Annotated in this window: 10 protein-coding genes and 1 other RNA gene; 3 read left to right on the top strand and 8 right to left on the bottom strand. The window is 65.9% G+C overall.

What is annotated here, in order from left to right; all coding sequences use genetic code 11:
- Positions 1-440 precede the first annotated feature (440 nt).
- Entirely contained in the window at positions 441-3,305 is a 2,865-nt protein-coding gene (locus AC56LV_RS01845) for a hybrid sensor histidine kinase/response regulator (RefSeq protein ID WP_499555580.1), read from the top strand.
- A gap of 1 nt (position 3,306) precedes the next feature.
- Positions 3,307-5,478 (top strand): putative bifunctional diguanylate cyclase/phosphodiesterase, encoded by a 2,172-nt coding sequence (locus tag AC56LV_RS01840; protein ID WP_499555578.1) that lies wholly within the window; start codon positions 3,307-3,309, stop codon positions 5,476-5,478.
- Positions 5,479-5,497: 19 nt separating this feature from the next.
- On the opposite strand, the gene AC56LV_RS01835 is transcribed toward AC56LV_RS01840, so the two are convergent.
- The 6 genes from AC56LV_RS01835 to ubiD form a co-directional block, all read right to left on the bottom strand.
- Positions 5,498-7,903 carry a penicillin acylase family protein gene (locus tag AC56LV_RS01835; RefSeq protein ID WP_499555576.1) on the bottom strand — a complete coding sequence of 802 codons (2,406 nt, stop codon included), beginning with the start codon at positions 7,901-7,903 and terminating at the stop codon, positions 5,498-5,500.
- Positions 7,904-8,049: 146 nt separating this feature from the next.
- On the bottom strand, positions 8,050-8,640 hold the full coding sequence (recR, locus tag AC56LV_RS01830; RefSeq protein ID WP_499452960.1) for a recombination mediator RecR: 591 nt from the start codon (positions 8,638-8,640) through the stop codon (positions 8,050-8,052).
- Positions 8,641-8,699: 59 nt separating this feature from the next.
- Positions 8,700-9,029: a YbaB/EbfC family nucleoid-associated protein gene (locus AC56LV_RS01825; protein ID WP_183550557.1), complete on the bottom strand. Its 330-nt coding sequence runs from the start codon at positions 9,027-9,029 to the stop codon at positions 8,700-8,702.
- Between the two features lie 40 nt (positions 9,030-9,069).
- The gene (locus tag AC56LV_RS01820; RefSeq protein WP_499555574.1) at positions 9,070-11,307 is read right to left on the bottom strand and encodes a DNA polymerase III subunit gamma/tau; all 2,238 of its coding nucleotides are present in this window, start codon (positions 11,305-11,307) and stop codon (positions 9,070-9,072) included.
- Positions 11,308-11,480: 173 nt separating this feature from the next.
- Positions 11,481-11,579: signal recognition particle sRNA small type (gene ffs / locus AC56LV_RS01815), an RNA gene on the bottom strand.
- 69 nt (positions 11,580-11,648) lie between these two features.
- Positions 11,649-13,133, bottom strand: coding sequence for a 4-hydroxy-3-polyprenylbenzoate decarboxylase (gene ubiD / locus AC56LV_RS01810; protein WP_499555573.1), 1,485 nt, complete (start codon positions 13,131-13,133; stop codon positions 11,649-11,651).
- A gap of 621 nt (positions 13,134-13,754) precedes the next feature.
- Between ubiD and AC56LV_RS01805 the strand changes: the two genes are divergently transcribed.
- Positions 13,755-14,552 (top strand): transglycosylase SLT domain-containing protein, encoded by a 798-nt coding sequence (locus AC56LV_RS01805; protein WP_499556766.1) that lies wholly within the window; start codon positions 13,755-13,757, stop codon positions 14,550-14,552.
- A gap of 243 nt (positions 14,553-14,795) precedes the next feature.
- Here the strand turns inward: AC56LV_RS01805 and nusB are convergent, their stop codons facing one another.
- Together nusB and ribH are read right to left on the bottom strand one after the other, a co-directional pair.
- Positions 14,796-15,266, bottom strand: a complete 471-nt coding sequence (gene nusB, locus AC56LV_RS01800) for a transcription antitermination factor NusB (RefSeq protein WP_183550548.1) — start codon at positions 15,264-15,266, stop codon at positions 14,796-14,798.
- A 19-nt stretch (positions 15,267-15,285) separates the two neighbouring features.
- The gene (ribH, locus tag AC56LV_RS01795) at positions 15,286-15,765 is read right to left on the bottom strand and encodes a 6,7-dimethyl-8-ribityllumazine synthase (RefSeq protein ID WP_183550546.1); all 480 of its coding nucleotides are present in this window, start codon (positions 15,763-15,765) and stop codon (positions 15,286-15,288) included.
- Positions 15,766-15,774 lie beyond the last annotated feature (9 nt).

Genomic DNA, 15,774 nt, shown 5'->3' with positions numbered 1-15,774 from the left:
GTAACCTGCCGGGCGGCGTCGATGTGCGCACGCCGCCCGCGTTTCCAACCATTACCAGGGGAGTGAATCACCATCCCAGTATCGACCTGGGCATTACACTGCTGCCCTCTGCGGTCGCGCATGAGGCGTCATGGGCAGGGCCCGGCCATGATCGCCGCTTTTTGGTGGTCACAATCACTACCGTTGGTTAGTTACGTTTTTGGTGAATGGGAGTGGAACGTCGCCATCCTGACCAGTCCATCCAGCCTTCAGCACCCAATCTACGCCCTCCCTCGCAATTTGGGCGTGTTTGCAACATGAACCCGGTTCGCCCGCCCCCTTTGCGTTCACGCAAAGCCGCGCACGCCCCTACCCCGTATATTTTTTTCCTGCGGGCTCTTGCCCGCGCGGAGGATCCGCGTCGTGCAGGTCCTGCCGCTGTGCCCACCGCGGGAATTGCGATGCCGAACTTCGAGCGCTCGAGCCTGAACCGGAAGCTGACCATCATCTCGCTGCTCTCGACCGCGACGGCGTTGCTGTTCGTGTTCGCCGCGTTTGCCGTCACCTCCATCCACAATCACCGGCGCGCCGAAGCCGCGCAACTGACGGCGTTCGCGCGCGTCATCGGCGCGGCCTGCGCCGGCGACCTGATGCTGGTCGACCGCAAGCAGGCCGGCGCGACACTCTCGGCCCTCGAAGCCCGCCAGAGCGTCTCGGCCGCCGTGCTGTACGACCGTTTCGGCCAACCCATCGCCACCTACCACACGCCGGGGCGCCAGGCCGCCGCCCTCGCGCCGCTCGACGACATCGAGGCCGCCACGCTCGAGCGGATCAACCGCGGTGGCCGCGCGCTGCTGGCGCGCCACATGCGCGTGGTGCAGGCAGTGCGCCACGGCGAGCTGGTGGTGGGCGCGGTGATGATCGAGGCCGACCTGTTGCCGATGTGGCTCGACATCGCCACCAGCCTGGGCGTGATCGGGCTGGCGATGGGCGCGGCGCTGCTCGTGTCGCTGGTGCTGGCCGGACGGCTCAAGCACAGCATCGCCGAGCCGATCACGAAGCTGATCCAGGCCGCGCACAAGGTCTCGGCCAGCCAGAACTACGGCCTGCGCATCCCGCACACGCGCAGCGATGAACTGGGCGTGCTGATCGACAGCTTCAATGGCATGCTGGCGCAGATCGAAGAGCGCGGCGCTGCCCTGCTGCACCACCGCGACGAGCTCGAACGCCAGGTGGGCGTGCGCACCGAGCAGCTCGAGAAAGCCAAGAATGCGGCCGAAGCGGCCAGCCGCGCCAAGAGCGGTTTTCTGGCCACGATGAGCCACGAGATCCGCACCCCGATGAACGGCGTGCTGGGCATGACCGACATGCTGCTGGCCACGTCGCTGACCGACGCCCAGCGCAACTACACACAGCTGGTGAAACGCTCGGGCGAGCACCTCCTGGTGATCATCAACGACATCCTCGATTTTTCCAAGATCGAAGCCGGCAAGCTCACCATCGAGTACATCAACTTCAACCTGTGGGATCTGCTCGACGAGATCCACAAGGTCTACACGCCGCAAGCCGCGGCCAAGGGCCTGGCATGCGACTTCGACATCGCCAACGACATCCCGGTGGCGATCTGCGGCGATCCGAACCGGCTGCGCCAGATCCTGGCCAACCTGCTGGGCAACGCGCTCAAGTTCACCGACGATGGCCGCATCCTGGCGCGCGTGCGCGTGGCGGGCGAGGACCCGCAACAGGTCGTGCTGCGCTTCGAGGTGCACGACACCGGCATCGGCATTTCGCGCGAAGCGCGGGCGCGCCTGTTCAACGCCTTCTCGCAGGCCGACGACTCCACCACCCGCAAGTACGGCGGCACCGGCCTTGGGCTGGCGATTTCAAAGCAGATCGTCGAACTGATGAACGGCGCCATCGGGGTCGAGAACGCACAGCAGCGCGGTTCGGTCTTCTGGTTCACGGTCAGCTTCGACAAGCACCGGGTCGACCCGGACGCGCCCGGCCATCACCTCAACACACTCGATGGCTTGCGCGTGCTGGTCGTCGACGAGCAGGACGCCAGCCGCAAGGCGCTGGTGCAGCAGCTGACGGCGTGGCATGCGCAGTGCGACGACGTCGGTGGCGCGCTCGCGTTCGAGTGGCTGGTCAACGCGGCCCGCGCCGGCCGGCCCTACGATGCCGCGGTGCTGGACATGGAACTGCGCGGGACCAGCGGCCTGGCCCTGGCCGCCGCAGTGCGCGCCGAACCGCTGGCGCGCGACACGCACCTGGTCCTGCTCAGCCCCGAACGGCTGGCCGCCGATCCGGTACAGCGGCGCGAAGCGGGCGTGGCATACCAGCTGGTCAAACCGGCGCGCGCGGCCGATCTGTATGCGTGTCTGGCGGTGCGGGCGGCCCGGCTGCAACGGCCGGCCGCGCCGCCGGCTGAAGGCAGCGACCAGGAACCAGCGCTGCATCCGGTCAAACGTGCGCGGCGCGTGCTGCTGGCCGAGGACAACCCGGTCAACGTCGAAGTCGCCCGCGCGATGCTGGAAAGCCTGGGCCTCGAAACGGGCTGCGCGAAAAACGGCCAGGAAGCGCTGCGCGCCGTGCACGAAGGCCGCTGGGATGCGGTGCTGATGGATTGCCAGATGCCGGTGATGGACGGCTTTGCGGCCACCGGCGAGATCCGGCGCCACGAGCGCGAGATGGGCCGCCAGCGCGGGCTACCCGTGATCGCCATTACCGCCAACGCGCTGCAGGGCGACCGCGAAGCCTGCCTGGCGGCGGGCATGGACGACTATCTGTCCAAGCCTTTCACCCAGCAGCAGCTGGCCACCGTCATCGGCCGCTGGATCACGATGCCGCTGCTGTCGGCGCGCGAGCATGGCGACGAGCCGGTCGTCGAGATCGCGCCGGCGATGCCGCTGCCGTCAGCCCGGCCTGCGCCGGCGACCGCACCTGCACCCACGCGAATCGAACCAGGCGCCGACCCGATCAATCGCGCCGCCCTGGACAATATCCGCTCCCTGAGCCGCGACGACGGCGAGGCGCTCGTGCAGAAGGTGATCGCCGCCTATGTCGGCGACACGCCGCGCCAGTTGCATGCGCTGCGCCAGGCGCTGGGCGAAGGCGATGCCGAGAGCGTGCGGCGCGTGGCCCACGGCCTCAAATCGGCCAGCGCCAATATCGGCGCCACGCACTTGTCAAGCCTGTGCCGCGAACTCGAACAACTGGGACGCAGCGGTAATGTGGACAGCGGCGCCCCGCTGCTGGCCGACCTGGCACGCGAATTTCGCGCGGTAAGACTGTCGCTTCACGCAGCGCTTGAAAAGGAATCCTGACATGCCTTCCGCTCCCACCCAGCGCGTGACGGTCCTGGTTGCCGACGACGATCCGGTCATGCGGATGCTGATGCTCGAAATGCTGGCGCAGGTTGGCCTGGACGGGATCCAGGCCGGCGACGGCATCGAGGCTCTGGACCAGGCCCGCACCGGCCAGCCCGACCTGATCCTGATGGACGTCGACATGCCGCGCATGGACGGCTTCGATGCCTGCCGCGCGATCCGCGCCGCCGAACGCGATGGCGTCTGCGTGCCGGTCATCATGGTGACCGGCAGCGACGACATCGAAGCCGTCACCCATGCCTACGAAGTGGGCGCGACCGATTTCGTGTCCAAGCCGATCAACTGGCAGATCCTCGGCCACCGCGTGCTGTACGTGCTGCGCGCCAGCGACGCCATTGCCCGCCTGCGCATCGCCGACGCCCAGAACCGCGCCGTGCTGGCGGCGATTCCCGATACGTTCTTTCGCCTGAATGCCGATGGCTTCTATCTGGATTACGAGCAGGGGCACGAGCGTCCGGGACACGAGCGTCCGGGACCAGGAGGACCCACACGCCCGGACCTGCCCGACAGCACCGGCGCCCGCTTCATCGGCAAACACCTGACCGCAACGCTGCCCCCCGACATCGCCGGGCGCATGCTGGAGCAGATGAAGGCCGTGCTGACCACGCACCAGGTGCGCTCGGTCGAATACGAGCTGTTCGACGCCGGCGTGGCGCAGCATTTCGAGGCGCGGCTGGTGGCCACCAGTTCGTCCGAAGTGCTGGGCCTGGTGCGCGATATCAGCGAGCGCAAACGCGCCGAAGAACAGATCCGCCGCCTGGCCTATTGCGACGGCCTGACGGGGATCCCGAACCGCCAGGCGTTCCTGGAAACGCTCGAACGCGAGCTGCACCGCTCGCGGATCGGCAACAAGAAGTTCGCGGTGCTGTTCATGGACCTCGACGCATTCAAGCGCATCAACGACACGCTTGGCCACAATGCGGGCGACCAGCTGCTCAAGATGGTGTCCGAGCGCCTGCGCGACACCACGCGTCCGAGCGACCTGGTCTCGCGCGGCGATGGCGGCGACGTGACCGAAGACGGCGCCAGCAACCTGGCGCGCCTGGGCGGCGACGAATTCACGATCCTGATCCCGGACCTCGAACGGGTCGAGCACGCGCTCAACGTCGCGCACCGGGTCAAGGAAGCGATGCGGCGCTCGTTCATCATCGAAGGCAACGAGATCTTCGTCACGGCCAGCATCGGCATCTCGCTGTTTCCGGAAGACGGCGACGACTGCGTCTCGCTCCTCAAGTTTGCCGATACCGCGATGTACCACGCCAAGAGCTGCGGCAAGAACAACGCCAAGCTGTACAGCTCCTCGCTGACGATGCAGATCATGAGCCACGTGAAGCTCGAAGTCGGCCTGCGCCGCGCGCTGCAGAACGACGAGCTGTATCTGGTGTACCAGCCGCAGCGCGACGTGAGGAGCGCAGAGATCGTCGGCGTCGAAGCGCTGGTGCGCTGGCGCCACCCCGAACGGGGCCTGATCGCGCCGACCGAATTCATCCCGCTGGCCGAAGAAACGGGCCTGATCGTGCCGATCGGCGAATGGGTGCTGCGCACCGCCTGCCGCCAGGCGCGCACGTGGCAGCGCCTGACGCAGCGCACGCTGCGCATCGCGGTGAACCTGTCAGCCAAGCAGTTCAAGGACGAGAACCTGTCGCAGATCGTGCTCTCGGCGCTGCTCGACACGGGGCTCGAGCCGCGCCTGCTCGAACTCGAGCTCACCGAAGGCACGCTGATGGACGATGCGCGCGCCACGATGGTCACGCTCGAACGCCTGCGCAATATTGGCGTGCACCTGTCGATCGACGACTTCGGGACCGGGTATTCGTCGATGAATTACCTGAAGCGCTTCGACGTGCGCGCCTTGAAAATCGACCGCAGCTTCATTTCGGGCCTGCCGCAGGATTCCGAAAACGCGGCCATCACGCGCGCGATCATCGCGATGGCGCATGGGCTGAAAATGGTCGTGGTGGCCGAAGGCGTCGAGACGGGCGAGCAGCTCCTGATGCTCGAAGAATATGGCTGCGATATGGTGCAGGGCTACTATCTTGGCCACCCGTCCGGCGCCGAGACGATCACCGAGCTGCTACAGGTCGTGCAACTGGTGCTGCCGGCCAGGTAAGGCCGCAGCACCAGCTGATTCACGGATGCAGGCGCAGCGTGTAGCGCGCCGCGCCCGGCAATAACGGCGTCGGCTTGCCATCGACCCAGGCCCCATGCCCGGTCAGGAAAAACGGCGACAGTGGATGCCCGCTCTGCCCGCCCGGCATATTGTACAAACCCTCTTCTTCGCGCCCCGGCGACACGACCAGGCGTTCCGACTGGCCGAACTTCGGCCCCGCCACGCGCGGCATGTGCGCATCGCCGGCCAGCTGGTCGGCCGGTGCTGCGAGCCAGGGCCGCAGCGCCGGCACTGCCATGCTGATCGGATGCGCAACGCCTGCCGTGTTGCGCTGGCCCCAGGTGGCTTGCGCCAATGGCGTGCCGGCGTCCTGCAGCGCGGCGATCGCACGGTCCACCGCGGCCAGTTGCAGCGCCTGCCAATCGGCGTGGCCCGGCGGCAGCCAGCCGGCCGGCCGTGCGTCGATCAGGCGCGCCACCACGGCCGGCCAGCGCGCGCTGGCGCCGGCAGTGCTGGCCTTCGGATCGAGCTCCTTCAGCGCCAGGTTGGCGCCGTTGTACAGCAGATCATGCAGCGCCCACATGAAGTCGCGCGCGAGGCGGTAGCCGACCGAATTCACACTGGCGCGGCCATCCCAGCTGGTCTCGAGCAGGCGTCGGAACTCGGCGCGCGCCGGATGTCCTGCCAGCGCCCCGGCATCGAGCGCGGCCAGTGCACGGTCACGCCAGGCGCCGATCAGGATCGCGCGGTCGTCCATCGCCGCGTCGAATGCGCGCCGCACGTCGGTCTGCGCGCCCAGCGCCGCCAGCCCATCGTGCAGCTGGCGGTTGCGCATGCCCAGGTCGTAGCCGCCGTCCCCCAGCAGCGCGTAACCGGCGCCCATCAACTGGCGGCTGTTGGCAGTGGTGAGCTGGCCATTGGCGGGATTGACCACGCGCGGATGCGCCGCATAGGGCAGCGCGCCTGCCCAGGTCGGCGTTGCCGCATCGGCTGCCAGTGGAAAGGTGGTGTCGCCCGGCGCGGTCGTGCGCTGCGGCAGCAGGCCGGCGATCGTCCAGCCGATGTTCCCCTGCGCGTCGCCGGCCACGAAGTTCTGCGCCGGGATGCCATCGCTGGCCGCTGTCGCCAGCGCGGCATCGAGCGTGGCGCTGGACTCGAGCTGAAGGTGCTGCATGTTCAGCGCTGCCGGATCGTGCGCGATCCAGTGCACGGCATAGCTGCGGCCGCCGACCTCGCGGATCGGGCCGAGCGAGGTCTCGCGAACCACCATCCGTTCGGCCAGCGCGCCTTTTACCAGGATCGACTCGACATGTTCCTGCGGCGTTTCCCACTGGCCTGCCACCTTGACCTGACCCGGGCGCGCGGCATCGACGCCCAGTTCGACCAGGTCCAGCGCATCGGCGTAGCTGTTGGTGAAGGCCCACGCCACCTGGCCATTACTGCCGACGATGACCGAAGGCGGCGCGCCGGGCAGGCTTACGCCGACGAGGCGCCGCTGGCCGCCGGGCGCCGCCGGATCGGGAAAGCGCAGCGCCAGCCGGTACCAGATGTTCGGCAGTTGCAGGCCCAGATGCATGTCGTCGGCGACGATCGCCGCGCCATTCGTGCTGCGGCTGCCGGCCAGTGCGTAGTTGTTGCTGCCGACGGAATCGGTCACGTCGAGGCCGGCCAGTTTGACGGGGCCATCCGCTGCGGCGGGCGCCCCACCCCACCAGGCTGGCGCATGCGCCGGAATCGGGGCCGGCGCTGGCGGGGCGCCCCCATCGAGCGTGGTGTCGAACGCGGTCGCCTCGGGCAGCAGGAAGGCCAGTTGCGCGGCGTCGCTGTGCTCGCGCAGCCAGCCGCGCGCCAGTTCGCGCGACGCCTGCATGCCTTGCAGGTCGATGTACATGGCCCAGACGACGAGCAGTGAATCGGCGCCATGCCACGGCCGCTGCGCCGCGCCGGTCAGCGCGTATTCGAATGGCCGCGCGCCCAGTGCTGCCAGGCCGGCATTGACGCCGGCCGCGTAGCGCTCGAGCAGCGCACGCTCGGCCGGCGCCAGGCGCGCGAACGTGGCCTGGGCGCGGGAAGCGAAACGGTGCAGCCGGTTGGCGCGGTCCAGGGGCACGGCGCGTGGACCGAACAATTCCGCCAGCTCGCCGGATGCCGTGCGGCGCAGCAGGTCCATCTGGAAGAAGCGTTCCTGCGCGTGCACGAAGCCGGTCGCATATGCCACATCGGGCCGCGTCGCGCCGGTGATCATGGGCACGCCGCTCGCATCGCGCTCGATGCGCACCTCGGCCGACAGGCCTGCGCCCTGATGCGCGCCATCGAGCTGCGGCAGGCTGGCGCGCAGGAACAGCCAGGCGCCCAGCATCACCAGCAGCACGAGGCCCAGCAACGCAGCAAGGCCGCGCAATGTCCATTTCTTCCATCCCTGCATGGTGTCTCCCTAAGTGCTGCACTCGTGCTGCGCTAGTGCTGTGTATGTTGCCAGATAACTGTGCCACAAAGAAACGAGGCCCGCGTAAACGGGCCTCGTCGAGAGCTTGCCGGCGCATCTGCCAGCGTATTTGCCAACGATAACGCCTACGTGCTGCGCCGATCGAGCATCGCGCGCGCGATCGTGCCCGCATCTACATACTCGAGCTCGCCGCCAACCGGCACGCCCCGTGCGAGACGGCTGACCTTCAGTCCGCGCGCCTTGAGCATTTCGCTGATGTAGTGCGCGGTGGCTTCGCCCTCGTTGGTGAAATTGGTGGCCAGCACCACTTCGCCGACCACCTCGTCGGTGGCGCGCGTCACCAGCTTTTCCAGATGCAGGTCGCGCGGTCCGATGTTGTCCAGCGGCGACAGGCGCCCCATCAGCACGAAGTACAAGCCGCGCCAGGTCAGCGTCTGCTCGACCATCAACTGATCTGCCGGCGTTTCGACCACGCACAGCAGCGTATGGTCGCGCTCGGGATCGGCGCACAGGTCGCAGATCTCGATGTCCGAGAAGGTATTGCACTTGATGCAGTGGTGCACCGTGTCGACCGCCTGGTACAGCGCGCGCGACAGTTGCGCCGCGCCTTCGCGGTCATGCTGGAGCAGATGAAACGCCATGCGCTGGGCGGACTTGGGGCCCACGCCAGGCAGGCGCCGGAGCGATTCGATGAGAAATTCGAGGGATGTCGACATGGATGGGTGAATAAAACGGCCCGCCGGCAGGGCGCCGGCAGTGCCGCATCATTCCTGGATCAGAAAGGCATCTTGAAGCCAGGCGGCAGGCCGGGCATGCCGGCGGTCACGCCGCTCATTTTTTCGGCGGCGGTGGCTTCTGCCTTGCGCGACGCGTCGTTGAACGCGGCGGCCACCAGGTCTTCCAGCATGTCGCGGTCGTCGCCGAGCAGCGACGGGTCGATCGTGACGCGCTTGACGTCGTTCTTGCAGGTCATGACGACCTTGACGAGGCCGGCGCCCGACTGGCCTTCGACTTCGACCAGGGCCAGCGCTTCCTGCGCCTTCTTCATGTTGTCCTGCATGGCTTGCGCCTGTTTCATCAAGCCTGCGAGCTGGTTCTTCATCATGGTGTGGTTCTCCAAATGGGGGTTATCTGTAGTGATTGGATCAGGCGATCTTGACCGAGCCGGGCACGACGAACGCATCGAAGCGTTGCTCGAGTTCCTGTACGAACGGGTCGGCCGCGACCAGGGCCTCGGCCTCGCGCTGGCGCGCCTCGCGCGCCGCTTTCTGTTCGGCGCCGGCGGTGTACCAGACCGGGCCGATATCGGACTCCACGCAGACGCGCAGGTTCGGGAAATGTTCTTGCAGCGCCGCCGCCAGCTTTTCGCTGTTGCCGCTGGCGCGCAGCGTATCGACCGGCACGCGCAGGCGGAACGTGACCGCATTATCACGCGCTTCGCACGCAACCAGTTCGGTCTGCAGCGCCAGTTGCTGGGCCACGCCGCGCAGCGGCAGGCTGCCCGCCAGCGCCGGCCAGTTGCCGTCCCAGTCGATCTCGGGGACCGGCGTGATGACGTAGGCGTGCGGCGCCACGCGCGGTGCACGCACAGTTGCAGCTGCAGCCGCGGCCGGAGCCGGAGCAACGACGACAGCTGGCGCGGCCTCGGTGGTGACGGTGGCCACGGCCGTGTCATCCGAAAACTCGGTGACCCAGGACGGCACATCATCATCAGGTGGCTGCTGGGCGCGCAGCGCCGGCTGCGGCGGTGCGACCGCTTGCGCCTGCGCGGGTGCAACGGATTGCGCGACGGCCTGCTGGCCACCGCCATTCCATGGCGGCGCAGACCGGCCTTGCGGCGCCGAGGACGCCGCGTGCATCGTGGCGCCCGGGCCCGGCGCGGCCGGTGCTGAAGGCCGCGGTGGCGGTGGTGCAGGGTCGGCGGCAGGCGCCGGCGTGGACTCGGGACGCTTGTTGCCACCTGAACGCATGCCGGCGCCGGCGCGTGCTGCTTCCAGCGCCGCATTGATGGCAGCGCGGGCCGATGTCATCGGCGGCGCGCCGGGCGCCGAGGCGCCAGTCGGCGCGGCAGGCATTGGCGGCGGTGGCGCTGGTGCTGGCACTGCGGGACGTGGCGCAGGTGCCGGCGGCGTCGCTGCAGCCGGTGCATTCGTCGATGCAGGCGCCGAGGCAGCCGCGCGCGGCGTCACCGCTGCATGGCTTGCGGCAGCAGCGGCAGCGGCGCGCGCGCCGGACACGTTGATCGGTGCGGCAGCGGGCGGGGCCTGGACCTCGGCGCCGCCCTGCCCGGGGCGAAATGCCAGCATGCGCAGCAGCGTCATGGTGAAGCCCGCGTATTCGTCCGGCGCAAGGCCGATCTCGTTACGGCCATGCACGGCGATCTGGTAATACAGCTGTACCTCTTGCGGCTCGAACAGGCCGGCCAGGCGCATGATGTCGGCCAGCTCGGGCAAATCCTGCGGCACCGCGCCCGGCACCGATTGCGCCAGTGCGATGCGGTGCAGCAGCGTGCCCAGGTCTTGCAGCGCGCCGTTGTACGACAGGCTGCGGCTGGCCATTTCATCGGCCACCGCCATCAGGTCGGCGCCATCCTGCGCGGCGAGTGCATCGAGCAGGCGCACCAGGTACGACTGGTCGAGCGCGCCGAGCATGCCCTGCACCGATTCGAGCGTGACCTGGCCTGCGGCGTACGCGATGGCCTGGTCGGTCAGCGACAGCGCATCGCGCATCGAGCCGTGGGCGCCTTGCGCCAGCAGGCGCAGCGCGGGCTGCTCGAACGTGACGCCTTCTTGCCCCAGGATGTCCTCGAGGTGGCCGACGATGTGACCCGGCGGCATCTGCTTGAGGTTGAACTGCAGGCAGCGCGACAGCACCGTCACCGGAATCTTTTGCGGATCGGTAGTAGCGAGGATGAACTTGACGTGGGGCGGCGGTTCTTCGAGCGTCTTGAGCATCGAATTGAACGCGTGGTTCGTGAGCATGTGCACCTCGTCGATCATGTAGACCTTGAAGCGCGCATTGCTTGGCGCGTAGACCGCCTGTTCGAGCAACTGGGCCATCTCGTCGACGCCGCGGTTGGACGCCGCATCCATCTCGATGTAGTCGACAAAGCGGCCCGCATCGATGGCGACGCAGGCTTCGCAGACGCCACACGGCTGCTCGGTGATGCCGCCCTGCCCGTCCGGGCCGATGCAATTGAGTGACTTGGCCAGGATGCGCGACAGCGTGGTCTTGCCGACCCCGCGCGTGCCCGTGAACAGATAGGCGTGGTGCAGCCGCCCGGTGCGCAGGGCGTGGCTCAGTGCACGGACGACGTGCTCCTGGCCGACCAGCGTATCGAAATTCTTGGGACGGTATTTGCGGGCGAGGACTTGATAGGACATGCCACGATTTTACCGCAGATGACGCCCGCCGCGGACATTCGGCAGATGCGCCGGCATACAAGACGGCACGCGGCGCTGATGACAGGCGTGACGACGCCGTGCTGGCGAACGTGATGCAAAAAAAGGAGGGCAAACAGAAAATACAGACGCGAACTACAGCGAAGAACAACGAAAGAGGCGAGCCTGATCTGCGGCACTTGCGGTGAACGGCTTTGGCTGCTTCGTTCCCGACCTGACCAGGTAAACCATGCCGCAATGCGCAGGGGCCCGCCAGCGCGAATTATACCGCACGCACGCGGTTTGGGGAAATGGCCGGCAACATCGATTGCCGGCCTTGGTCATCAGATCCCCAGCTCTTGCCAGATCGCATCCACGCGCGCCTTGACGTCCGGCGCCATCACGATCGGCGTACCCCACTCGCGGTTGGTCTCGCCCGGCCATTTATTGGTCGCATCAATGCCCATCTTGCTGCCCAGGCCACTGATCGGCGATGCAAAATCCAGGTAATCGATTGGCGTATTGTCGACCAGTACCGTGTCGCGGGTCGGATCGACGCGCGTCGTGATCGCCCAGATCACTTCTTTCCAGTCGCGCACATTGACGTCTTCGTCGACCACCACGATGAACTTGGTATACATGAACTGGCGCAGGAAACTCCAGACGCCGAACATCACGCGCTTGGCGTGGCCCGCGTACTGTTTCTTCATCTGCACGACTGCCATGCGGTAGCTGCAACCCTCTGGTGGCAGATAGAAGTCGGTGATCTCGGTGAACTGTTTCTGCAGCAACGGGATGAACACTTCATTGAGCGCCACGCCCAGCACGGCCGGCTCGTCCGGCGGTTTGCCCGTGTAGGTCGAGTGGTAGATCGGGTCGCGCCGCATCGTGATGCGGTCAATGGTAAACACCGGGAAACTGTCCTGCTCATTATAGTAGCCGGTATGGTCCCCATACGGCCCCTCGAGCGCATGCTCGAAACCGGTCGGGTGGTTCGCATCCGGATAGATATGCCCTTCCAGCACGATCTCGGCGGATGCCGGCACGCGCAGTTCGCTGCCAATCGCCTTGGTCAGCGTCGTGCGGCTGCCGCGCAGCAAGCCGGCAAACTGGTATTCGGACAGCGAATCAGGCACCGGCGTCACCGCGCCCAGGATCGTGGCCGGATCGGCGCCCAGCGCCACGGCGATCGGATACGGTTTGCCTGGATTGGACAGCGCGTGCTCGCGGAAGTCGAGCGCGCCGCCCCGGTGCGCCAGCCAGCGCATGATGACCTTGTTCCGGCCCAGCACCTGTTGGCGGTAGATGCCCAGGTTCTGGCGTTTCTTGTTCGGCCCTTTGGTGATCACCAGGCCCCAGGTGATCAATGGTGCGACGTCACCCGGCCAGCAATGCTGGATCGGCAGGCGGGCCAGGTCGACGTCCTGCCCTTCCCAGACGATCTCCTGGCATGAGGCGCCCTTGACTTCCTTTGGCGCCATGTCCCACACCGCTTTTACCAGCGAGCCCATCCCCATGATGTCGGCAAAACCCTTGGGCGGCTCGGGTTCCTTCAGGCGCGCCAGCACGTGGCCGATGCGGCGCAGCTCGCTTACATCGTTCGCGCCCATCCCCAGCGCCACCCGCTTCGGCGTACCGAACAGATTGGCCAGCACCGGAATCGTGTGCCCGGTCGGCTTGGAAAACAGCAGCGCAGGACCCTCGGCGCGCAACGTGCGGTCGCACACTTCGGTCATTTCAAGGTGCGTCGAGACAGGAAAATCGACACGTTTGAGCTCACCCATGCGCTCCAATTGGGCCATAAAATCACGCAGATCTGTATATTTCATCAAGTTTTAAGCTTTTCTTCGGTTGCAGAACATTAGTGAAGCGACGCCGCCAAGTGATTGATTCGACAAGTGTTTCACGCTCATCAGTACGCCCTTAATAACTGGAAGTTATATAGAACAGTCGTGCTAGGGTTGACTTGATATAAGCTCGCCCATACAATCCGTCCTACTTGATGAGTCAGCGATACCTTTTTTGACACAATTTTAGCTGTTCTCATGCATTCACGGGGTCGGGGCCCCACATGACATTGTAGGAGTGTTTTCAACGGGCGTCTGCCCACTCCCCCGAGACAGTTGTTGAGCCACTGGCACCAGTCCCCATGTTGGACGGCAGCCAGCTGAAGCGAGGCAATGACGGCGTTAGTCGGCCGCGTCGCGGCGACAAACGATTTTCTGATGCACGGTCCAGAGCACCCCACGTAACGCCTTTGGCGCGACGACGGGTTTCTTTTTGCCGCGACAAGGGGAAATTCGATGTTTCATCGTTTTATCATGAGCGCAAAGTTCATGCACTCCAGGGCCAGCCAGCCCATCACGGTATCCTCCGTGACCAAAACGGCACGCAGTGTTGTACAAACTGCGCGTTCTACCCTGACCGTATTCGGTCTTAGCGCTGTGGCCCTGATGGCCCTGATCTACTCCAACGACAGCGTCGCCAAGCGCGTCTCCGAGATGCTGCATCCGGAACCGGTCGTCGCCGTCAATATGTCGGCAGCACCTGTCGCTACCGTCGTGCCCGCAATGCAGGCCACGGCGCAGACGGTGGCCGTGGAAACGACCCATATGGGCACGTCGTCCGCCACGCTTGGCAACACCAAGCAGCAGCAGTACGTGACCAAGTGGCTGTCGAAGCGTTATCGCGTCGCCAGCGACGCCGCCAATATGCTGGTCTCGACCGCCTACCTGACGGCGCACGACCTGAAACTCGATCCGCTCCTGATCCTGGCGGTGATGGCCATCGAATCGGGCCTGAACCCGTTCGCTGAAAGCGCGATGGGCGCCAAGGGCCTGATGCAAGTGATGGCCAAGGTCCACCACGACAAGTTCGAGAAAGTCGGCGGCCAGCAGGCAGCCCTCAATCCCGTGGCCAACATCCGTGTCGGCGCCTTGATCCTGAAGGACTACGTCAAGCGCACTGGTTCGATTGAAGGGGGCCTGAAGACCTATGTGGGCGCCGCCGACATGGACAGCGACCAGGGCTACGGCGCGAAGGTCATCAACGAGTACCGCCTGCTGAACCAGGTCGCGAAAGGCCAGAACGTGCCAGCAATGAAGCGCAACAAGCCGACGCCGGCACCGATCGTCGTCAGCAAGCAGCCCGAAGCCGACAGCGTCAAGCCGGATGCAACGCCAGTGCCGGAAGCAACGGCCGCCGCCGCCACACCAGTGGTTGCATCGGACGCATTGGCCGGTCTGTAAATTCAACGGCTCATCTGAAAACCACCGCTGCGGCGGTGGTTTTTTTATGTCCGGCGTAGGGTGGACGGGTCCCCCGTCCACGCGTTCACGAGTCCAATACGGCAACACGAAGCCGCCCGGTGTCGAACGCGTGGACGGCATAGCCGGCTCGGCGCCCCGTCCACCCTACGAGACTTCGTGCTACCATAAAAAAAAGCCACCGGCTCGCGCACGGTGGCTTTTTACATGGTGCAAACCAAACGATCAGCGGCGCTGATCGCCTGCCGCTTCGTCCGGACGCAGGCGCTGGGCCAGCTTGTCCAGCACGCCGTTGACATACTTGTGGCCGTCGATACCGCCAAACGACTTGGTCAGCTCGACTGCTTCGTTGATCACGACGCGGTATGGCACTTCGGGATGGTTCTTCAGCTCGTACGCGCCCAGCAGCAGGACCGCGTGCTCGATCGGCGAGAGTTCGGCGATCGAACGGTCGATCAGCGGGGCAATCGACTCGCGCAGCTCGACCGAGGTGCTGATCGCGCCATTGAGCAGCGCCGAAAAGAACTCGCTGTCAGCTTTGTCGAAACCATGCGCGCTGCGGATATTGGCCGCCACGATGCGTGCCGGTTCATTGTTCAGCAGCCATTGGTACAGACCCTGGAGCGCGAACTCGCGCGCGCGGTGGCGCGGCGTGCGGTTCTTGCTCGGGTTGGCATGCATATTCTTGTCAGTCATTGTTCTCTTGCCTTTAGTGTTATTCGTCTTCTGGCACCAGCTCGTCCAGCGCCATCAGCAGGTTGGCCATTTCGACGGCGACACGCGCGGCGTCGGCGCCTTTTTCGGCCATGCGCACTTCTGCCTGCGCATCGTTCTCGGTGGTCAGGATTGCGTTGGCGACCGGGATGCCGTAATCGAGGCCGATGCGGGTGATGCCCGCGCCCGATTCGTTCGACACCAGCTCGAAGTGGTAGGTTTCACCGCGGATGACGGCGCCCAGCGCGATCAGCGCGTCGAACTGTTCGGTCACAGCCATGCGCTGCAGCGCCAGCGGCACTTCGAGCGCACCCGGCACGGTCACGTGCAGAATGTCTTCATCGGCCACGCCCAGGCGCTTGAGCTCAGCCAGGCACGACGACAGCAGGCCGTTGCCCACGGTCTCGTTGAAGCGGGCCTGCACGATACCGATGCGCAGGTCTTCGCCCTGCATATTGCTTTCAAAAGTTCCTACCGTCATGACTGACCT

The organism is Telluria sp. RB2R28, from assembly GCF_059685835.1.
This window is presented reverse-complemented; position numbering and strand designations above follow the sequence as displayed.